This window comes from Streptomyces camponoticapitis (assembly GCF_014646115.1).
In the GTDB taxonomy this organism is placed as follows: Bacteria; Actinomycetota; Actinomycetes; order Streptomycetales; family Streptomycetaceae; genus Streptomyces; species Streptomyces camponoticapitis.
Genome location: NZ_BMMV01000035.1, coordinates 21,655 through 42,014, shown reverse-complemented (window position 1 = coordinate 42,014; position 20,360 = coordinate 21,655). Strand labels below are relative to the sequence as shown.

The following is a 20,360-nucleotide window of genomic DNA, read 5'->3' as shown; positions in this document are numbered from 1 at the left end:
ACTGATCGCGACGAACCACGGGGCGCGGGTGCCTGCCTTCCGGGCGGACACCCGTGTTCCTGTGTCGCCGTCCAGGCAGAAGTGGAGAACGAGCCCAAAATGATTCGCGAACCACTATTTCGCTGCTCCGATGTCGCAATGCTGCGGGCTCCTGTGCATTCGGTCGGACAAGCGTCCGGGATGGGGACGCATACCGGTGAGCTGGCGGAAGACGTCAAGGTATTGGCTGACCTGGCGGCGGACCCGACGGTGAGGGAAGCCGTTTCAATCTCCAGCCCGTCACTGGCACATCGTCTGGACACCCTGATTGACACCGGCACCGAAGGAGTTGCTCCGCGGCCGGCCGATGTGCGCCGCGCCGTGCGGGCGCTGACCGGCTACCGGCTGAGGATGGCCACCAGATCTACCCCGTTCGGAATCATGGCCGGGGTGGCGAGAATCCACTTCGTGGACGATCCGGGCGACGCCAAAGTGCGTTTCGGTACGGAACACCGGCGGTACGCCCGGCCGGACCAGGAGTGGCTGAGCGAAGTCGTACGCGACTGTGAGCTGCGGCCAGAAGTGCTGCCCGAACTTCGGCTCGTGCTCAACAACCTCTGCTTCGTCCGCGGGGACCGGCTGGTGCTGTCCTACGTGCCGAATTCGGCGGAAGCGGAGAGATCGCGCACAGGTGTGCAGGAAGTGAGCGTCAGGCGCACTTCGGCGGTCCGTGCTGTCGCCGAAATGGCGAACGCACCCATCTCGTTCCGCGACCTGGTGATTCGACTGGCCGACGCCTTTCCCACGGTGCCGGAGGACAAGATCGATGTCATGCTTCGGCAGCTTGTCGGCAAAGACATTCTGCTCACCGAGCTACGGCCCCGTATGGACACCATTGATCCACTCGATCATGTGATCAGGACTTTGCCGCCCATCCCCGTGTCCCATGAGCTTCGAGCCCTCCGCGAGGACTTTGCGCGCTACGTCGCCCAACCGCTGGGCCAGGGCCGCGCCGCTTTGACGGAAGTGCGTGAACGGATGCGCAGGATGTCGCCGGGAGAGGGGCTCGTCCAGGTGGACTTGGCTTTGGACGCGGACGTGGCCCTGCCCCGCGTCGTGGCCGCCGAAGCCGAACGTGTCGCGACACTGCTGTGGCGGCTCGCGCCGAGACAACGGGGCACGGCAGAACTCCGCCAGTACCACGACGACTTCTTGGAACGCTACGGACAGGGCCGGCTGGTGGCCCTGAAGGATTTACTCAACCCCGACATCGGACTCGGCGCCCCGGCCGGCTACCGGATTCCGCCCAGCCCTCGGCTCCCCCGACCGGAGCAGGTACAGGACACCGACCGAGACCGTCTCGTCGCCGAACTCGTCCAGGAATCGATGCTGACCGGCCAGTCGGAGATGGTGCTCACTGATGACCATCCACTGCTGGCGCCGTCGGCGTCCGACGAAGACCGTCAACCAGCCTCGCTCGACCTGCACACGCACCTGCTCGCCGACTCGGTGTCGGCCATGCGGGAGGGAGACTTCCGGCTGGTCGTCCTTGGTTGTTTCGGGCAGGCGGCGGCAAGCGTTGGAAGGTTCGCGCACCTTCTCGACGACGCTTCACGGGAGGCGTACGGTGCGGTCGCCCGGGCAGGCATCACCGCGGATTCCACGACGTCGCCGGTACAGCTCACCTATCAAGTGCGCAGCCCGCGGGGCGGAAACGTGTCACAGGTGCCGCGCTGGGCACCAAATGTCCTGCCGGTGGCGGAGTTCGCCGAGATGGATGATCCCTCCGTGCTCCGGCTGGACGACGTAGCCATCGGGGGCGACGCGCAAGGACTGTTCGCGGTGGATGTGAAGAGCGGCAGAGAAGTCGTTCCGGCGACGTTCCACCTCCTTGTCGCGCGCAACGAGTCACCGAACGCGGCTCGATTTCTGCGTGAGATCGGCAGCATGGGGGCGCGCCCTTGGATGCCTTGGCGCTGGGGAGGTATGGGCGCCCTGCCGTACACGCCCAGGGTCCGGCACGGTCGCAGCGTGCTCGCCCTGGCCCGGTGGAGGCCGACGGATCGGCTCTGCGACCAGGACATGCCGTTCTCGGACTGGATCGCTGAAGTCGCGGCATGGCGGCGTCGCTGGCGGGTACCGAAGCACATCTGCCTGGGCCATGTCGACCAGCGCATCGACCTGGACCTCGACGAGCCGGCACACCAGCGGTTGCTGCGCCAGGAACTCGGCCGTCGCCGCAACTCCACATCTTTGTCGGAAGTGCCGGCCGCCGCTGGTCCCGGTACGGGCTGGCTCGCCGGTGCAGACGGCGTGCACCGCAACGAAGTCGTGTTCCCTCTCCTGGCCCTGCCCGGCAAACCTGCCGTGTCACGAACAAGGCATACAGCCTGCCGACCCGCGGTGGGCAAGCATTTGCCCGGCGGTGAATGGCTGTACGCATCGGTGTACTGCTCGGCCGAGCGACACGATGAGCTGCTCCTCGACGTCCCCGGGTTGACGTCCGGTCTGCCCATCGACCGCTGGTTCTTCCTGCGTTATGCCGACCCCGACCGCCATCTGCGGCTGCGGTTCCACGGTGATCCGGCCGTCCTCGCCTCGGAGTTGTTGCCCCGGCTGACTGCCTGGGTGAGCGGTCTGCGAGACGGCGGCAGAGCCCGGAGGATGGTTCTGGACACCTACGACCCAGAGATCGAGCGTTACGGTGGGCCCCGGGCCATTGAGGCGGCCGAACGGGCATTTCATGCCGACAGCGTTGCCGCGGTCACGCAGTTGGCGCTGCTGGCCTCCGGTGAACTGGCTCTCGATCCCTTGATCCTGGCTGCTGCCAACTGTGTTGATCTGGCAACGAGATTCTGTGGCAGCACAGAAGCGGGGATTGATTGGCTCGTACACCGGCTTGCGAAAAGCCCCGCCCACCGTGCATTCCAACTCCATCGCGGGGCCGCGTTATCACTCATCAATCCATACGACGGCTGGGCCGGGCTGCGCGGCGTACCAGGTGGCACAGTCGTCCTCAGCGCCTGGTCACAGCGCTCCGAAGCGATAACCCGATACGGCAACACCGTGGGTGAACTCCAAGGACATTCGCCGACAGCACGAACAGATTTGCTGAACTCGTTGTTGCATATGCACCACAACCGCCTCCTGGGAACGGATCGGGATGCGGAAGTACGGGCCTACGCCGTCGCACGTGGAGCGGTAGAGGCCCATCGGGAGCGCCGGAGGCGGGGAAAGTGACGGTACGCGGCGCCGCACAACAAGTCGCGGTGGAGATAGTAGCGCGGCTGGCGGACACGGACCGGGTGCTGTCGGTAGTGACGGCGCGGAGCAACCTGGACCATCCGCCCGGCATGCCACCGCGATCGCCGTGGTCCCCGCTGTCGCTGTCGGACGGGCACCCTGGCCTCGCGCTGCTCTTCGCGGAGTTCGCTCACGGTGACGCCCGGTACCGAGCGCACGCGCACGCACACCTGGCGGCCGCCGGCCGTGCGCTGGTCAGCAGCCCCTCTGACGGGCTGTTCGCCGGTCTCCCGGCGGTGGCATTCGCTGCTCGCTGCGCTCAGCAGACCCCCGATGACTACTCCAACCTGCTCCGGCCGGTGGAGGAACGACTGACGGCCGGGCTCCGCGCTCGACTCACCGCGGAGGCCGAAAGGCTGGACGCGGGGATGCCGGGCATGCCCGGTCCGGTCTACGACGTGATCGGCGGCATCTGCGGACTGGGCAGGTATCTGCTCAACTGGGCTCCTGCCGCGCCGGACCTACTGATGGAGATACTCGCTTACCTGGTACGCCTCACGGATCCGGTTTCCGCCCACGGGCATGTGGTCCCAGGATGGTGGGTGCGGGGGGCGCCATCCCTGGGCCAGCAGGCGCACTATCCGCGTGGGCATTTCAACCTGGGGCTGGCACATGGCGTTCCGGGCGTGCTGGCCTTACTGGCGCTCGCCAGCGAAGCGGGGGCAGAGGTGGAGGGCCAGTCGGAGGCGATCACTCGGATCGTCGAATGGCTGCTGGGCCGCCGGATCGACGACCATCGATGGCCTGCCGCGATCCCGTTCGATGCCGAGGCCGTCGGCGCGTTCGTGACTGAGAGCTCCGGTCCGGGATGGTGCTACGGCACAGCGGGCGTGGCCCGCGCCCTCTTTGTGGCGGGCCGGGCGCTCGACCGCGCCGACTGGCAGCGCACGGCGATTCACGCGCTGTTGGGAGCAGTTCGGGATACGAAGACGATGAGTGATTTCGGGTTGTGCCACGGGTGGGCGGGACTCCTGCACATCGCATGGCGCACCACCCTTGACTCGGGTGACCAGGCATTGGCCGACCACCTTCCGGAACTCGTCAACCGCATGGTGGAAGGCTTCGACTCGACCGTGCCGTTCGGTTACCGCAGCGATGACGCGGGCGGACGACGCGGTCCCCACCGCGCCGGCTTCCTCGAAGGAGCGGCCGGGATCGCGCTGGCGCTGCATTCATGGGCATCCGGCTCCGGCCCGGCTTCCCCCTGGGAGAGTGCTCTCATGCTCAGCTGACGGTAGGTCGGCGACATCAGTCCGGTGCGGACGACGTGTGACACCGAGGCGGATCCCGTACGCCTCCCCGGGGCTTCGCCGCAAGCAGCACGCAGCTGGCCAGGTGGCCCGCAGTCGCCCTATGAGCGACGCTCTGCGGTGGCCGCTATGTTGGGCTGGCATGACCAGTGATTGAAGTCCTTCGTGCGTTCCCATACGGCGCGTCCGAGCTGGATGTTCCGTTCGGGGTTGAGGGCGGTCAATGGCTCGGCACCGAGTTCCATCAGTTCCAGGTCGGAGAACTGAAACAGGCCCCACTGCCGACTGCCGTCGGGATTGCCCCAGATCCAGATGGGATCGAGCAGTGTCAGGCAGCGCACGAGGCGCACCGCTTTTTCTGGCTGTTCGGGGAAGACTTCACGCAGACGCCGTTCCACCTGTTTCGGTGTCCAGGTATCGATCTTCCGAGTCTCCTCGTAGAGTGCCTTCTTGGTGGTCTCATCCGCCATCGCGGTCAGAGGTATTCCGGCGAACGCCTGGAAGGCCATCAGACGCATCTTCGTGTAGGGGCCGAAGACTGCGTCTGCTGGAAGGTCGAGTCCATGGTGCTGGAGCCGCTTTTGCAGTTCCTGGACGCACAGATTATGTGCGCCTTTGACCAGTACCCCAGGACACTCTTCGGAGGACAAGAGAAGCGGCTGGCCCGAGTCCGGCTTCCCAATAGACGGACCGGCACGTGCTGCACGCCCGTTTGAGCTGTCCGGCACGATTATCCAGGCGAACGCCGCAAGTACGAGGGCTACGGCGACGACCGAGAGGAGGCGGAAACCTCGTGGCAGCCACGCGACACCTGAAGCGGCCGAACTGCCGACCTGCGAACCCTCACCAGCGGCGATCCGGTCCCTGGCCTCCAGCCATGCGCCGACATCGTGGTCATCGCCGCATGCCCGGACGAACACCGCCAGCGTCTCCGGACGGGGCAGGGTCGCCCGGCGCAGGACATCGGCCAGGGTGCTGCGCGCCAGGACCTCACCGCGGTCAGCCGCACGATCCTCCAACTGCCGGTAGGTCAGTCCCGACTCTTCCTTCAGCTGCCGCAGCAGCCCAACGAACGCGGCCGCATCCTGCGCATCTTGAGGCGCTAATCCCCCTTGGCTCCCCATGCGAACATCCTTGCCCGGCCCACGTTGCTTGACAAGGCCCGCTTCACGCCGGTCCGCCGCCGGATTGGCTGGGGAGCTTCTCCAGGTGGTGGACAGTTCTGATCCCGGTTCCCTCGAACTGCCGGTAAATCAGCCCCGACTGCTGCTTGAGCTGCCACATGAGCTCCACGAACTCTTCAGCATCGCCTGCTTGATGCGCCGGCGGATCCTCTCGACTGTCCATTCCGTGAGCTCCTCAAGCGTCGGGTGACATGACACCGGCAATCCGACCTGCTCTGGTGCAGCCCAGACGGATCGCCCGGACAGGACTCCCGGACAAACGCTCTGACCAGGCCGGACAGCACCCCTCCTGTCCCGGACAGGGCTGGGTTCGTCCCGGACAGCCTCTGCTATTGCTCCTTCTGTTGCCGACCGGCAAGGTCTGGGTCGAACTAGCCCGGCCGAACCGAAAGACGCGGCGTTCGTGCGCCCGGATAATTCGAAGTGGAAAGCGGGATCCTGTCGGCGCTATCAAGGCTTCCACTAGTTATGACCGTTGGAGACAACGGCGGATTCGGCTCGGTTCTCGCAGAAAGAATTTTGTGGAGGACCAGTGATTGAGACGGTGTTCACCACCGAGAATCTACCCGCAGAAGAGCGATTCGCGTGCTGGCGCGAGCTGACCTGCCGCACACTCGTCCCAACTCAGGCGCGATGTCACGACGAAGCGAATTTCCTGGCCTCGACACTTGTACGTGGCTCGAACACCCTTCAGGTGTATACGGAAACGGTGATATCACCGTGGTCCGCGGAACGTACCCAGAAGCTCGTCCGCCGGTCGGATCCGGAAAAATATCTACTCGGAGTTGTCCGGACCGGTACCTGCGGATTCAGTCGAGGGAGCCGGGAGACGACCCTCGGAGCGGGTGACCTGATCCTTATCGATTCCTCGCAACCGTTCCGGGCAAGGCGCGAGAGCGGGACGCACGAGATCCTCGTCCTCCCTAAAGCGGTGCTGCCACTGTCAGCGGCAGAGGTGGCCCCGCTGCTGGCCGGACGACTCTCGGGGCGTGAGGGCATCGGCGCCGTTCTTTCCCGCTGTCTGCACGAGATCACCAGTCCAGGAATCCGGGACAGAGCCGCTGATATCGTCCGCCTGCTCGACACCGCCCTGGAACTGCTGACCACCATGCTGGCCCATGAACTCCACTCGCTACACGCGGTGCCGCCCGAGAGCCGGCAGCGAGCCCTGCTCGCCCGTGTCCACACCTTCATCCACCAGCACCTCGGTGACCCGGAACTCTCACCGCGGACCGTCGCCGACGCCCACCATGTGTCCCTGCGTCAACTGCAACAGGCGCTGGCCGTCACAGGCACGACCCCGGCGGCCCTGATCCGGCGAAAGCGCCTGCAGCAGTGCCGGCGCGCTCTGGCGGATCCCGGGCTTAGCCGGCGCACTATCCACGCCATCGCCGCACGCTGGGGTTTCACCGACCACGCCCATTTCAGCAGGCTCTTCCGCGCCACCTACGGGGCGTCGCCCAGCGAGTACCGGGCTTCCCATCATCTTCTCGTGCGCGAACCGACAAACCCACTGCGCGAGTAGACAACGACGGCACGGGACCTTCGCGGAATCATGAAACCCGTAGAGCAAAATCGAACAAAAGGAGCTGAAGACTTCGACGCGACGGCTTGCTACGAGGCGCCCACACTGTTCGCAGCCGGGGGTTCGCCGACACCGTACGGGCGACCGAACGAATCGAGTACCCATGTCCGGTGCGCCAATCGGTGCGCCAATCGGTGCGCCGAGCGGGTGCGCCAGGGGCCGAACGAGAGCGTCGCGCGTGGCAGGGGCACGCTCGTCACCAGGACGTCGAAGAGGATCCGGGCCGGGCGGCGCATGGCGACCGGACCTCAATCGCCGTATTCACTGCCGTAATCGTCCACTTGGTGGCCTCCCGCCCGCCGCCAGGGGCGGAAGAAGTCGGGACCCGGCCCGCGCCGTGCCGTCACGCGGCAGCCCGCCAACGGCTGACGGCCGGCCCGCCGCACAGGCCGACACAGACCGTATGAGGTACTCATGGACGCTCCATCCGGCAGTCCGCCGGCACCCATCCCCCAGCTGCCGACCTCGTCCGAGCAGGGCAGACCTCATTCGCCCGCCACAACACCGCCGCCCCCCTGGCGGCAGCTTCTCCACTACGTGCGTCCGTACCGCTGGGTGCTGCTGGCCGGCGCGCTCCTGGCACTCCTCACCAGTGCCACAGGACTCGCCCTGCCCCTGGTCGCGCGCGGGCTTGTCAACGACCTCGGCCACGACCGGTCCATCACCACACCGCTGCTCGTGATGAGCGTTCTCGTCCTTGCCAACGCCGGGCTCGGGGGCGTGGGTTCGTACCTGCTGAAGCGCACCGCCGAGTCCGTGGTCCTTGGGGCACGCCGGGCGCTGACCTCGTATCTGCTGCGACTGCGCATCTCCGCGGTGGACCGCAGCGAGCCCGGCGATCTGATGGCGCGGGTCACCTCCGACACCACGCTGCTCCGCTCGGTTACCACCGACACCCTCATCGGCCTCGGCACCGGCGGACTCACCATGATCGCCACGCTGGTACTGATGGGTGTCGTCGATTCGGCACTGCTGGCCGTCACCCTCGCCGTGATCGTGTGCACGGGCATGGTCATCTGGGTGATCATGCCGCAGGTCAAGAAGACCATCCGTCGTGCGCAGGATTCGGTAGGGGTAATGGGCGCGTCCCTGGAGCGCGTCCTGGGCAGCCTGCGCACCATTAAGGCTTCCGGCGCGGAGCACCGCGAGGAGCAGGCAGTGCACGCCGCCGCGCACGAGGCCTGGCGGCACAGCGTGGACTCCGCGAAGTGGTCAGCTCTGGCGGGGAACATGGCCGGCCTGTCCATGCAGATCGCCTTTATAACGGTGCTGGCCGCCGGGGGCGCCCGGGTGGCCACCGGCGCCATCGACATCGGCACCCTGGTCGCCTTTCTGATGTACGTCTTCTACCTGATGTCGCCCGTCCAGCAGGTGATCGCCGCCGCCACCGGGTATCAGACCGGCACCGCAGCCATCGCCCGTATCCAGGAGGCCCAGGCTCTGCCTGCGGAGCCGGAGGCAGAGCCCGCCCCACTGCCCGCACCGGACGCCGAGCCGGCCGCGCTCGCCTTCGAGGAGGTCTGCTTCCGCTACGCCGGGGAGCTGCCCTACGTCCACCGAGCGGTCAGCTTCACCATCCCCGGCCGCGGGCTGACCGCCTTCGTCGGCCCCTCCGGCGCCGGGAAGACCACGGTCTTCTCTCTCATCGAACGGTTCTACGAGCCGACGGCCGGTCGCATCGTCCTCGACGGCCGCGAACTCATGCGCTGGGAGATACCCACGCTGCGTGCCGCCATCGGGTACGTCGAACAGGACGCCCCTGTGCTCTCGGGCTCGCTCCGCGGCAACCTGCTTCTCGGCAACCCCGACGCTTCCGACGAGGAGTTGTGCAAGGTACTCAAGACCACCCGACTTGACGGCCTCGTCGCCGGCCTTCCCCAGGGCCTCGACACTCTCGTCGGCCACCGCGGCACCAAGCTCTCCGGTGGTGAACGCCAACGCGTGGCCATCGCCCGCGCGCTGCTGCGCCGCCCCCGCCTGCTCCTCCTCGACGAGGCCACCAGCCAGCTCGACGCCGTCAACGAGGCCGCCCTGCGCGACACCGTCGCCGACGTCGCCCGCACCACCACCGTGCTTGTCGTCGCCCACCGGCTCTCCACCGTCACCACGGCCGACCGCATCGTCGTCATGGATGCCGGCCGGGTACGCGCGGTGGGCAGCCACCGCGAACTCGTCGCTGCCGACCTGCTGTACGCCGAACTCGCCGCCACCCAGTTCCTCACCGCCCTCAACTGACACATGATTCATCGGCCCGCCTCGCACAGAGCAGAACGGGACTTGTTCACGTTCAGTTGCCGGCGGCATCGCACAAGACGACCGGCCGGAATGCCGCTGGCGGCAGGCCAGATCGCGACGGCTCTGACCCCCCAACAGTGTTCCCGCGACGACTGGTCGCACACCCGCCGAGGACCTCAAATGATCTTGCGTAATGGATCATGGTCGGGTGATGCGTCGCCATGAACTGTCGGATGCCGAATGGGAGTTCGTTCGGCAACTGCTGCCCGAGTCGTTGCGGGGCAGGAAACGGTTGGACGACCGCACGGTGCTCAACGGGATCGTGTGGAAGTTCCGCACCGGGACGGCTCGGGGTGACGTGCCCGATCGGTAAGGCCCGTGGGCCACGCTGCACATTGGTTTCCGCCGGTGGGTCCTGGACGGCATGTTCGAGCGGATGCTTGGAGCCGTCCAGGCCCGGGCCCTGCGTTGGCCGCGCCGGGTCGGCCCCTCTCGTCCGGTTGCCGCTTGCAGGCCCCCGACCGCGGACGAAAGGCTGTTTTCTGACCGGTCAGTACGCGGCCGGATGAGGGTCGGGCTGCGGGACGGTCAGGGCCCAGGCTGCCATGGCTTCGAGTACGTCGCGCAGGTCCTCGCCGAGGGGGGTGAGCCGGTATTCGACGCGTGGGGGTACTTCGGGATACGCGGTGCGGGTGACGATCCCGTACGTCTCGAACCGGCGCAGCCTGCTGGTCAGGGTGTGGGGGCTGATACCGGGCAGGGCCTTGCGGAGTTCGGTGAAGCGGTGGGGACCGTCCAGGAGTTCACGCACGATCAGGGTGGCCCAGGGCCCGTCGAGCAGCGTGAGGAACCGGGAGACACCGCACTCGGGGAGCGGAACAGCAATCAATTCTCTTCTCGATCCAATAGTGCAGTTGAAGTAACCGGTGCACCCTGTGCACTAATTCGGTCATGAGTTATGTGATCCATGGCGCCACCGGCGCCCAGGGTGCCCCTGTTGTTTCTGTTCTCGCCGCCGCGGGTAAGTCCGTGGTTGCTCTCACGCGCCGCGCGGACGCCGCCGTGGCCGGCGCGCGGGTGAGGCCTCTCGACTACTCTTCCTCCTCGGAATTGGCAGACGCCTATCGGGGCGCCGAGGGACTGTTCGTCCATCTGCCGGCGGCCGCACCCGGTGACCGTGAGGCCTACGTGCGGCATATCGTTGCCGCGGTCCGCGAGGCCCGGCCCGCGCGTGTGGTGTTCTCCACCAGTGGCTCCGGGATCGGCGCCCCGGCGAGCCCGCCATCCATCCCTGTGGACAGCGCCGCCGCGACACTGATAGCGGGGCTGGAGGCCAGTGAGGTGTCGTATGCGGTGATCGCGCCAAGGGTGTTCCTGGAGAATCTGCTCCTTCCGACGGTTGTCGAGGCAGTTCGGGGACAGGGCGTTCTGCGTTACCCACTCCGTGCCGATTTCCCTGTCTCATGGGCCTCGCACCAGGACATAGCCGATGTCGCCGCCGTGCTGCTGGAGCGCCCGGATGTGACCGGCACAGTCGGCGTCGGGCAGTTCCCGGCAGTCACCGGACCGGATCTCGCCGAGGCATTCGCCGCGCGGCTGGGACGGGATGTGAGATACGAGGCGATCACGCCCGCGGCCATGAAGGAGTCCATTACGCCGTTGCTCGGTGAAGGTGCCGCGGCCGGCGTGGCGGCTTTCTACCAGGCTCTCGGTGCGCTGCCGGACCACGCGATCAGGCCCGAACACTCTGCCCAGGAACTTCTCGGTGTGACTCCCCAAAGCACAGCTCGCTGGCTGGCAGACATCGGCTTTTGAGCGCCACGGCGCTCCGGGTGCCCGCCCGGAGCGCCGGCTGATCGTGGTCGGCGGATCCGGCTCAAGGCAGGGTCATCCTTCAGACGGTGAGTTCCGCTGGGAAGTGCCGCGGGACCTGTCGGAGGGCGGTGCGAGCGCCGACAGTCCCAGCCGCAGCCCGTCCCGCTCGTCCTCGCTCAGGTGGCCGAACAGTTCGCGGTCCAGGCGCGCCGTGGCCTCACCCGCTTCGGTGAGCAGCCGCCGTCCCTCCTCGGTGACCTCCAGGCGTGCCGCGTGGCCGTGGCCGGGGAGGGTTCGCGTCACCGCGCCGCGCTGTTCCAGTGCGCGCACGGTCGCGTGCATGCTCTGTGTGGTGATCCCGGCGCGGCGAGCGAGGTCGGAGTACGACAGGTCCGAGCGGTGCGACAGGTGAGCCAGGGCGCCGTAGTGGCGCAATGTGAGCCCCAGCTCGGCGAGTTCGTCCTCGACGCGCCGGCTCAGCATCCGCCCCGCGGCCACCATCAAGAGCGCCACGGAACCCCGGTCCGTCGCCTCGTCCACACCTGCCATGCCGACCCTCTTCTCCCAGCCTGAGCCGCGTCCTGAACCCGCTCCTCCTCAGTATGGGCCCCTTCCTCGACGGGGTTCTCGGTCACCGGGGCTCTGCGGGAGGGTGCGTTCCGGGGCGGCCGCCCGGGCAGCGGGTGGAGACGACGACACTCAGGCGGATATTTCTTGTTCCCGGAGGCGATCCAGTACGGCGCGGGCGCCGAGGTTCATCATGGAGAGCCTCTCCAGCGAATCCTTGGTCATTTCCGGGCCGGCCAGGGCGGGGCTGCCGGTCCCGAACGGCGGGTGCGGCGCGTACTCGATGTCCAACTCGGCCCGCCGCGCGGCCTCTTCACCACGCAACTCGGCCAGTACGAGGAGGGCGGCCTCGTAGGACCCGGTAGCGGGCCCGGCCGTCCACAGGTTGCCGTGCCGCACCACCTCACCACCCCCGACAGGGGTCGCACCGACCTCCGGCAGCAGATCGAGGATGTGAAAGTTCGTGGTGGCCCGCCGTCCTTTCAGCAGACCTGCGGTGCCCGCCAGGAGTGCTCCGTCGCACACGGCGATGATGTGCTTGGCCCGGGAAGCAGCGTCCTTGAAGAACGCGATGACCTCCGGGTCTCCCTGGACGTCGGGGATCATGCCGCCGACGGCCAGCACGTCGAGTTCGGCCGGGCAGTCGGCGAACGAGGTGGTGGGCACGGTGGGGAACGTCGGGTATCCGTTGACGGTTTCACGGTTCTTCCACAACAGGTGGATCTCACTGTCCGGCTGGATACCGAGCACGGTCTGGGGCCCGACGATGTCGCAGACGAGATAGCCGGGTGAGACAACGATCCCGACGGTGAGTGGCTTGGACACGATGTCCTCCGAGTGTTGACAGATGTGCGGTACGCGGATTGCCGGCTGAGTTCCGGCAACCGACCATAAGTCACACTGTAAGTCATGCTGATACATGTCTGTAGTGCCCGGCCCTTCTTCGCGTCGCCGGTCTCGTCGACCAGGAGCACTGCCCGGTCGTCGTGCGGGCGCTCTGCCGCGTAGCCGCGAACCCAGGCCGTGGCGGCCCCGCCGGCGTGACCGGGTTCCGCCGGTCTGGTGCGGCTACCCATATCCGCGCATCACGGCTGGCAAGGCGCCCCCTAGGAGGCGAGTGCACAACGCGCCATGGTCGGAGCGGTGTCGGGTGCGCGTCTTCGTCGAGGTTGCCGTCGCGGCTGCTCTGCTCGCCAGGGGGGTGTCCTCTCGCCGTGCGAAGGGTCTTAGTCGCGGGGGGCTCTAGAGGTGGGTATTAGCTTGGCTTACAGTGTGGCTTAAAGGTGGGGAGCGGGCGGATGGCCCGTTCCCTTACCCGGCCGTTTCTCAGTACTTGGAGGACACCTTGTCCAAGCCACTCACCGTCGGGATTCTTGTCGGCCCCGACTACGCCCTGTGCGACATCGTCGGGCCCCAGACCGTCCTCGGCATTCAGCCGGACAGTGAGATCCACCTGTTGTGGAAGAACCGCGAGACCGTCAACGGTCTGCCGACGTTCCCGACCGTGCCCACCACCTCGTTCGCCGACTGCCCGGCGGAACTGGATGTCCTGGCCGTCGGCGCCATCTCGCCCGAGGTAGTCGCGGACCCGGAGGTCGTCGAGTTCTTCAAGGACGCTGCTTCCCGGGCCAAGCACGTCATCGCCGTGTGCGGCGGGGTCATGCTGGCCGGCGCGGCGGGACTGCTCGCAGGCCGACGGGCCACCACGAACTTCCACATCCTCGATCTGCTGGGGGAGTTCGGTGCGACCCCTGTCGGGGGTGGTGAGGTGGTGCGGGACGGCAACCTGTGGACGGCCGGGCCCGCTACCGGGTCCTACGAGGCCGCCCTCCTCGTACTGGCCGAGCTGCGTGGTGAAGAGGCCGCGCGGCGGGCCGAGTTGGACATCGAGTACGCGCCGCACCCGCCGTTCGGGACCGGCAGCCCCGCCCTGGCCGGCCCGGAAATGACCAAGAACTCGACGGAGAGGCTGTTCGCCATGCTGGACCTCGGCGACGGGCCTTCGGTGATCGACCAGTTCCGGGCGGCCAAGGCCACCGGCTGAGACCGTTCCCGAGCCGCCGCGGGCGCCGACGCCCGCGGCGGCTCACCCAGGGCTCTCGTACGCCCCCGGGGAACGGGCCGTGACAACCGGGCAGTTCACGCTCCGCAGAGCGACTTTCTCCCGAAGACCGCGCCCGGCCGGCTCGCGGTCCGCGCGAGCACCGACTGCCCCCCAGCGGCACCAAGTAGTGCGCGCACAAGAGTAGAAGGAACCATGCCCGCCCAAGGAACCCGACGTCCACAGCCGAACCGCCTACGCCCAACTCCCGGTGGCTTTTCACCGCCGACCGCCGACCGCCGCCCCGCAAGGGTCCACGTCCTGGTCGCCATCGTCGCCGTTGGGCCGGTGGCCGTGGCGGCAAGCATGTTCCCCTCGGCGACCCGCGCACGGGCACCACGGAGGGCGGCGTCCTCGACAACGTGTCCACCGTCCGTCTCCCGCAACGTCTACGCCGCGGTCGGCCTCGCCGCCACGGTTCGCCTTGCGATGTTCACCGGCGTTTGCAATCTCCTCTGGGGCACCGTGACTGTTCTGATGATCGTGCGCCCCGGCTCCACCACGGGAGCCTGACCATGAAGAGCACCCGTCGCCCTCTACGTATCTCCGCGGCTGTCGAACTCGTCTCGCTCGGGGTCCTCCTGCTCAACCTGGCCACGTTCCACTTCCAGTTAGTCGCCGCGCTGACCGGGCCCGTGCACGGCTGTACCTGGTTGTTCAGCATCGTCGCGGCCCTGCGCGATCCCCACATCACCCGCCCTACCGCGGCTTTCGCGGTGATACCCGGCATCGGCGGCCTGCTCGCCCTGCGCAGGCTGGATCGCGCCGACCAGGCGCACGCTCCGGAAGCCACCGCTTCCGAGCGTGTCGGACCCGGCCATCCGTGACACCCGCACCGCACTCATGGCACCCACCCAGCACCACCGCCCCGGACGGATACACCCGTGCGTGCCGCGTGATCCCCAGCGGCACCGTCTGGAGATCCGCTCCTACGAACCGGTGGGGGCGGCGTCGAAGTCGAAGACCCGGAGAGGGTCCTCCCCTGGGAAGCACGCGGCTTTGATCCGTCGTTCCGACCGGCGGCTGGCCCGGCTGCCGCACCCGGTCATCAGCAGCAGTAATCTCGCAGTACCGTCGCGCACGCGACGGCGGGTGCGGGAAGAAGGGCCTGATGGACCGGCACGCGGGCGAAGCCGCACTGCTTGAGGACGCGGCGCTGACGCGTGCCGCGCAGGCGGGCGAGGTGGCCGCCCTGGGACTGCTGCTGGAGCGGCATCGGGCGGGGATGCGCGCGGTGGCGCTGAGCATTCTGGGCCCGGGGCCCGACGTCGACGACGTGGTCCAGGACGCGGCCGTGACCGCGCTGCGGCGCGTGGGCGACGTGCGCGACCCGGCGGCCGTGGGCGCCTGGCTGCGGATGATCGTACGCAACGCCAGCCTTTCCCTGGTGCGCGGGTCCGTACCGTCCCGGCCCATCGACGATCTGCACCTGCCCTCCCTGGGCGCCGGTCCGGAGGAGTGGCTGGAGCGGCACACTCTGCGGAACTGGATCTGGGAGGCCATGGAAGAGCTGTCCCCTGTGCTGCGCCTGCCCATGGTGCTTCGGTATTTCAGCAATGGGGCCACCTCGTACGAGCGGATCGCCGAGGCCTGCGGGGTCCCGGTCGGCACGGTCCGCAGTCGGCTCAGCCAGGGACGGGCGAAGCTCGCGGCGGCCCTCGCCACCACGGCGGACGCCCGGCACGGCGACACCGCGCAGCGGGTCCGTGCCAGCCGCGCCGAGGCACGCGAGACACTGGCCGCCGCCGAGAGCGGACGCTTCGGCGCGCTGCTGACTGAGCGCTGGTCACCCGAGATCGCGCTGCTGAGGGGGAACGTGCCAGTGGGCGGCAGGAGGGTCCTGACCCGTGGCATGGACAGTGACTTGGAGGCCGGTGTGCGCCAGCGCCTGGTCCACGCGGTGGCCGGCCGGTCCCTCGTCGTCTGGGAGATGGATCTCCTCAGCCCGGTCGACAACCCCGACCACTGCCCGCCCTCGGTGGCGTGGGTGATGACCCTGGACGGCGCCGGGCGTCCGCACCGGCTGCGTCTGCTGCACCCCAGGCCGGTGGCGGCCCTCCAGGCACTCACCACCGTGTGACGGCCATCACATAGACGAAATCGAACTTCGTTCATTCTCCGGCGTCCTGCCTGTGTCATCGACACCGCGGGATACGGAGAACCCCATGACCACCTCTGCGACCGATCCTCTGGCCGCCGGATCGCACACCGTCGAAATCGACGGTGTCGTACAGCGTTATCACGTCCACGGCACGGGCCCGGTGTGCGTCGCGCACTCCGGCGGGCCTGGCATCCACTGGGAATACATGCGCATGCCCGCGCTGGAGCGCTCCCTGACGATGGTGTATCCGGAGCCGGTCGGCAGCGGTGCCTCCGACCGTCTGTCGTCCCACCCCAACGGCTACACCCGGCCCCTCTACAGCCGGTTCCTCGGGGAGCTGATCGAGCACCTCGGCGTCCCCGAGGCGCACCTGCTGGGGCATTCGCACGGCGGCTTCGTCGTCCAGTACCACGCCCTGCACCACCCCGAGCGCGTCGCCGGGGTGATCCTCTACGAGAGCGCGCCGCTGACCGGTCCCGAGCACGGCGCCGAGGCCATGCGCCTGGTTGAGCTGTTCGCGGCGCGGAACGCCGGCCGGCCCGAACTCGCCGAGGTACTCGCGGCTTTCCAGGCCATCCCCACCATCTCCGACGACGCGCAGATGACATCAGTCGCCAGGGGATTGCTCCCCGCGTACTTCGCCGACTACTGGGGCCGGGAGGAGGAGTTCGCGCCCTTCCGGGCCTCCGTACGGGCTTCCCACATCTCCGGGCTGGATGAGAATCTCGTGCCGCACCTAATCGACGACCGGGCGGCCCTCGGCTCGCTCACCGTGCCGGCCCTCGTCGTCGTCGGCCGCCACGACGTCATCTGCGGGGTGCGGTGGGCCGAGGAACTGCACCGGCTGATACCTGAATCGGAACTGCTGATCCTGCAGGACAGCGGGCACTTCGGCCATTTGGAAGAGCCTGCGGCCTTCGCGCGGGCGGTGACGCGTTTCGTGACGGCGACCGCGCATAGCGCGGCATGACCTTTCGTCTTTGCGGTCGGCCTGCGGCGCGCAGCATGTCCCGAGCCCGGCGATCCGGGTCGGGGGTGTGCCGTTGGCCGAGGTAGCCGAGGGTCGTGCTACTGGCGCGGGCCTACAGCCGGCGGCGACGGGTGGCGGCGCTGCGCCGGAAGCGGATCTCTGCGCTCAACTGGGACGCCGCGCGGCGGAATCGATGAGATTCCACCGCGCGGCGAGATCCGTGGTTCGTTTTCGTCAGGCCAGGTGCTCGGGCTTGTCGCCGTAGCCGCCGTGCTCCGAGGGCTTGGCGCCCTCGTCGTCGCCGTAGCCCGGCTTCTCCTCACCGTGGTCGGGCCGTCCGTGGTCGGGCTTGCCGTGGCCGTGGTGCGGCTTCCCGGGCTTGCCCGGCTTGCCGCCGTGGCCGCCGCCGATGTTGCCCGCCGTGTTGCCCACCGTGTTGCCGGTCGTGTTGCCCGAGATGACCCCGCCCGTGGACCCGCCGGTCGTAGCACCGGTCGTCCCGCCCGAGGTGCCGCCCGTGGTGCCGCCGGTCACGACGCCGCCGAGTACGCCACCCAGCACGCCGCCGGTCGTGGCGCCCGTCGTTCCGGTGGTGGTTCCCGTGGTGGTGCCGGTGGTGGTGCCGGTCGTGGTCCCCGTGGTGGTGCTGGAGCAGGTGGAGCGGGTGATCCGGTTGGTGTCCAGGGTCACCGAGCCTTCGCGGGCGAGCGCACGGCCGTTGATGGTCGCCCCGGTCGTTGCGCTGATCGAGGTCAGGGCCAGGATGTTGCCCACGAACGTCGAGTTGGTGCCCAGGGTGGCCGAACTGCCGATCTGCCAGAACACGTTGCACGCCTGCGCGCCGTTGATGAGCGCGACCCGGCTGGCGGATGCGGTCGTCAGGGCGGAGCCGACCTGGAAGACCCAGACGGTGTTGGGGTTGTTCTGCGCGTCGAGGGTGAGGGTGCCGGTCAGGCCCAGGGTCGAGGGCGCGGTGTAGACACCGCCGACGAGCGTCAGGCCGCCGGCGTCCGGCGGGAGCACCGCGTCCGTGGCCTGTCCCGCGGCGTTGTTGTACGCGGTGACGAGGTCGGTCTTGGCCTGCAGGGCCACCGCGTCCGCGGAGTGCTGGACACCGAGGACCATGCCGGGCGGGAAGCCGGTGATGGACGTTCCGGGGCTCACGCCGATGTCGCCGGTGATGACCGAGGGGCCGGTGTTGGTGATCGACTGACCGGCCAGAACGGCGAACGATTCGGTCGTGCCGAGGGGGACGGGCGTGGCGACGGCGAGGGCCTGGGTCGGCGTCACGGCCACCATCGCGGCGGCGACGGTCGCCGTGAGCGCGGTGGTGAGCCAGCCGGAAATGGATCGTTGTCTGGCCTTGCCACGGATGTTGAGCTTCATCGAGACCATTTCTCTGGGGAGACGGGGGCCGGCCGGGCCACTGCCGATCGCCCGGAAAGCCTTCATTCTGTCGCGGGCAGATTACGCATGAAATTTCCCTCCACAGCAATACACGCAGAGGATTCCCGATGTATTCAGTTTCAATATAGTGAGAAGAATCGGGCGGGCATTACAACGCCGTACGCCGAACGGTTCAGGCTTCGAATACACAGAATGCGCTCTCCACTCGGAATCAATAACGGCAGGACACCTTCTCCGTACTCGCATGGACGAACTCCCGTGGTGTCGCGAGCCTCGGCGAGATGGCGCCCGTCAGCTCCACCTCACTGGTCCTGCACGGGGCGCTGCCCCGGAGCACCGCAGCCTGTCGTGGGCGAGGCGGTAGAAAGCGTCCACGGGGTCGAGGGCCGCGCCAGACCGGCCGGCTGTGTCGTCCATATCACTGCCGGGGTGAGGTTTGGATCTTTAGTGAACGAAGTGTCTGGAATTGGGAGTGAGGGGCCATTTGTGGACAGGGGGTGATGGCTTAGTGTTCGGCGATGGGCCGCTCGGTCCCGTCATGGAGGGAAGTGCGTGGTGGCTGGTGGGGAAGGTACGACTCGTCTGGTCGAGTTGCTGACGGTTCGGGGTGAGGACCTCGGAGCCGACTGGGCGGACAGGGTCAGTCGTTCGCTGGGCGGGCGGGTGAGCCGGTCCGAGGTGCAGCGTGAGTTGGGCGAGCTGTACACCGCTCTGCTGACCGCGTTGCAGACCGGCAGTCTGGACGCGCACGGCGAGGCGTTCGGGGAGGTGCGTGCTCTGCTCTCGGAGCTGTCGCGCAGCCGGGCCCGGCAGGGGTTCACTCCTTCTGAGACCGCGCTCAGTCTCTTCTCGCTCAAGGAGGTTCTGGAGCCGGTCCTGACGGGCGAGGACGGTGGGGACGTCCGGGCGTATCTGGCGTTCACGAAGCTGGTGGACGATCTGGGCCTGTTCACGATCGAGGCATACTCCCGTACGCGTGAGGAGCTGATCGGGGCGCAGGCCGAGCAGTTGCTCGAGTTGTCGACTCCGGTGGTCAAGCTGTGGGACGGGGTCATCGGTGTGCCGCTGGTGGGCACGCTTGACTCGGCGCGCACGATGGTCGTGATGGAGAAGATGCTTCAGGCCCTGGTCGACACCGGTTCGGAGCAGGCGGTTATCGACATCACCGGCGTCCCCGCCGTGGACACCGAGGTCGCCCAGCATCTGCTGAAGACGGTCGTGGCCGCGCGTCTGATGGGCGCGGAGTGCACGATTTCCGGTATACGGCCGCAGATCGCGCAGACCATCGTTGCGCTGGGCATCGACTTCGGCGACATCGTGACCAAGGCCACGCTGGCGGACGCGCTGCGCCATGCGCTGCGAGCCTCCGGTGTCACCTTCACCCGACCTGGTGGTTCGGCCGGTGCCCGGTGACCGAACGGGTTCCCGTTCTGCAGATCGGCCAGATTCTGCTGGTCTCCATCCAGACCGACCTGGATGACCAGGCAGTTGTGCATCTGCAGGACGATCTCACCGCGAGGATCGTGGGCACCGGCGCCGACGGCGTCGTGATCGACATCAGCGCCGTGGAGATCGTCGATTCGTTCGTGGGCCGCATGCTGGCCACGATCGCTTCGCTGTCACTGCTGCTGGACGCGCAGACAGTGGTGGTGGGGATGCGCCCGGCAGTGGCGATCACCCTGGTCGAACTCGGCCTTTCCCTGGGCGGGGTCAGGACAGCCCTGACCCTTGAGATGGGCCTGAAGGTCCTGGAGCGCAGCCGCGTCCTCCGACAGGGTCCCTCCCAGGAGCTCGCGGAAAGCGGCCTGTCCGACGAGGACGGCGTGCGAGCTGATCCGGCCGGCCAGTGACGGCTGGAAGCGG

At 67.8% G+C, this 20,360-nt stretch carries 18 protein-coding genes and 1 pseudogene; 12 read left to right on the top strand and 7 right to left on the bottom strand.

Annotated elements, in window-relative coordinates:
• The first annotated feature begins 99 nt into the window (after positions 1-99).
• Positions 100-3,219: a lantibiotic dehydratase gene (locus IEY79_RS34455; RefSeq protein ID WP_189111602.1), complete on the top strand. Its 3,120-nt coding sequence runs from the start codon at positions 100-102 to the stop codon at positions 3,217-3,219.
• Positions 3,216-4,514, top strand: a complete 1,299-nt coding sequence (locus IEY79_RS34450; protein WP_189111601.1) for a lanthionine synthetase C family protein — start codon at positions 3,216-3,218, stop codon at positions 4,512-4,514. The genes IEY79_RS34455 and IEY79_RS34450 overlap by 4 nt, the downstream gene beginning before the upstream one ends.
• 119 nt (positions 4,515-4,633) lie before the next feature.
• Here the strand turns inward: IEY79_RS34450 and IEY79_RS34445 are convergent, their stop codons facing one another.
• Complete coding sequence (locus tag IEY79_RS34445) at positions 4,634-5,656, bottom strand: peptidoglycan-binding protein (RefSeq protein WP_189111600.1); 1,023 nt, start codon at positions 5,654-5,656, stop codon at positions 4,634-4,636.
• A gap of 43 nt (positions 5,657-5,699) precedes the next feature.
• Positions 5,700-5,879, bottom strand: coding sequence for a hypothetical protein (locus IEY79_RS34440; RefSeq protein WP_189111599.1), 180 nt, complete (start codon positions 5,877-5,879; stop codon positions 5,700-5,702).
• Positions 5,880-6,248: 369 nt separating this feature from the next.
• Between IEY79_RS34440 and IEY79_RS34435 the strand changes: the two genes are divergently transcribed.
• The 3 genes from IEY79_RS34435 (at position 6,249) to IEY79_RS38520 (ending at position 9,909) form a co-directional block, all read left to right on the top strand.
• Positions 6,249-7,241, top strand: coding sequence for a helix-turn-helix domain-containing protein (locus tag IEY79_RS34435; RefSeq protein ID WP_189111598.1), 993 nt, complete (start codon positions 6,249-6,251; stop codon positions 7,239-7,241).
• Between the two features lie 474 nt (positions 7,242-7,715).
• Positions 7,716-9,536, top strand: coding sequence for an ABC transporter ATP-binding protein (locus tag IEY79_RS34430; protein ID WP_189111597.1), 1,821 nt, complete (start codon positions 7,716-7,718; stop codon positions 9,534-9,536).
• A gap of 193 nt (positions 9,537-9,729) precedes the next feature.
• Positions 9,730-9,909, top strand: coding sequence for a transposase (locus tag IEY79_RS38520; RefSeq protein WP_373292684.1), 180 nt, complete (start codon positions 9,730-9,732; stop codon positions 9,907-9,909).
• A 177-nt stretch (positions 9,910-10,086) separates the two neighbouring features.
• Here IEY79_RS38520 and IEY79_RS34420 read toward each other — a convergent pair whose 3' ends face one another.
• Positions 10,087-10,425: a winged helix-turn-helix transcriptional regulator gene (locus tag IEY79_RS34420; protein WP_189111595.1), complete on the bottom strand. Its 339-nt coding sequence runs from the start codon at positions 10,423-10,425 to the stop codon at positions 10,087-10,089.
• A gap of 62 nt (positions 10,426-10,487) precedes the next feature.
• Between IEY79_RS34420 and IEY79_RS34415 the strand changes: the two genes are divergently transcribed.
• A complete protein-coding gene (locus tag IEY79_RS34415; protein WP_189111594.1) occupies positions 10,488-11,351 on the top strand; it encodes an SDR family oxidoreductase in 864 nt (287 codons plus the stop codon).
• Between the two features lie 72 nt (positions 11,352-11,423).
• Here the strand turns inward: IEY79_RS34415 and IEY79_RS34410 are convergent, their stop codons facing one another.
• Both IEY79_RS34410 and IEY79_RS34405 read right to left on the bottom strand, forming a co-directional pair.
• Positions 11,424-11,900, bottom strand: coding sequence for a MarR family winged helix-turn-helix transcriptional regulator (locus tag IEY79_RS34410; RefSeq protein ID WP_229701375.1), 477 nt, complete (start codon positions 11,898-11,900; stop codon positions 11,424-11,426).
• Between the two features lie 150 nt (positions 11,901-12,050).
• Entirely contained in the window at positions 12,051-12,743 is a 693-nt protein-coding gene (locus IEY79_RS34405; RefSeq protein WP_229701374.1) for a DJ-1/PfpI family protein, read from the bottom strand.
• A 520-nt stretch (positions 12,744-13,263) separates the two neighbouring features.
• Here IEY79_RS34405 and IEY79_RS34400 point away from each other — a divergent pair.
• Both IEY79_RS34400 and IEY79_RS34395 read left to right on the top strand, forming a co-directional pair.
• Positions 13,264-13,962, top strand: a complete 699-nt coding sequence (locus tag IEY79_RS34400; protein WP_229701373.1) for a DJ-1/PfpI family protein — start codon at positions 13,264-13,266, stop codon at positions 13,960-13,962.
• A gap of 572 nt (positions 13,963-14,534) precedes the next feature.
• Positions 14,535-14,846, top strand: coding sequence for a DUF3817 domain-containing protein (locus tag IEY79_RS34395; RefSeq protein WP_189111591.1), 312 nt, complete (start codon positions 14,535-14,537; stop codon positions 14,844-14,846).
• A 114-nt stretch (positions 14,847-14,960) separates the two neighbouring features.
• Here IEY79_RS34395 and IEY79_RS38515 read toward each other — a convergent pair.
• A pseudogene (locus IEY79_RS38515) lies at positions 14,961-15,074 on the bottom strand (IS21-like element helper ATPase IstB); the annotation flags it as partial.
• A 56-nt stretch (positions 15,075-15,130) separates the two neighbouring features.
• Between IEY79_RS38515 and IEY79_RS34390 the strand changes: the two are divergent.
• Positions 15,131-16,099 (top strand): RNA polymerase sigma factor, encoded by a 969-nt coding sequence (locus tag IEY79_RS34390; protein WP_189111590.1) that lies wholly within the window; start codon positions 15,131-15,133, stop codon positions 16,097-16,099.
• 85 nt (positions 16,100-16,184) lie between these two features.
• Complete coding sequence (locus IEY79_RS34385; protein WP_189111589.1) at positions 16,185-17,090, top strand: alpha/beta fold hydrolase; 906 nt, start codon at positions 16,185-16,187, stop codon at positions 17,088-17,090.
• A 234-nt stretch (positions 17,091-17,324) separates the two neighbouring features.
• Here the strand turns inward: IEY79_RS34385 and IEY79_RS34380 are convergent, their stop codons facing one another.
• On the bottom strand, positions 17,325-18,476 hold the full coding sequence (locus IEY79_RS34380; protein WP_189111588.1) for an ice-binding family protein: 1,152 nt from the start codon (positions 18,474-18,476) through the stop codon (positions 17,325-17,327).
• Between the two features lie 576 nt (positions 18,477-19,052).
• Between IEY79_RS34380 and IEY79_RS34375 the strand changes: the two genes are divergently transcribed.
• Both IEY79_RS34375 and IEY79_RS34370 read left to right on the top strand, forming a co-directional pair.
• Positions 19,053-19,910, top strand: coding sequence for an STAS domain-containing protein (locus IEY79_RS34375; RefSeq protein ID WP_189111587.1), 858 nt, complete (start codon positions 19,053-19,055; stop codon positions 19,908-19,910).
• Positions 19,907-20,347: an STAS domain-containing protein gene (locus tag IEY79_RS34370; RefSeq protein ID WP_189111586.1), complete on the top strand. Its 441-nt coding sequence runs from the start codon at positions 19,907-19,909 to the stop codon at positions 20,345-20,347. Before IEY79_RS34375 ends, IEY79_RS34370 begins: the two co-directional genes overlap by 4 nt.
• Positions 20,348-20,360: the final 13 nt, after the last annotated feature.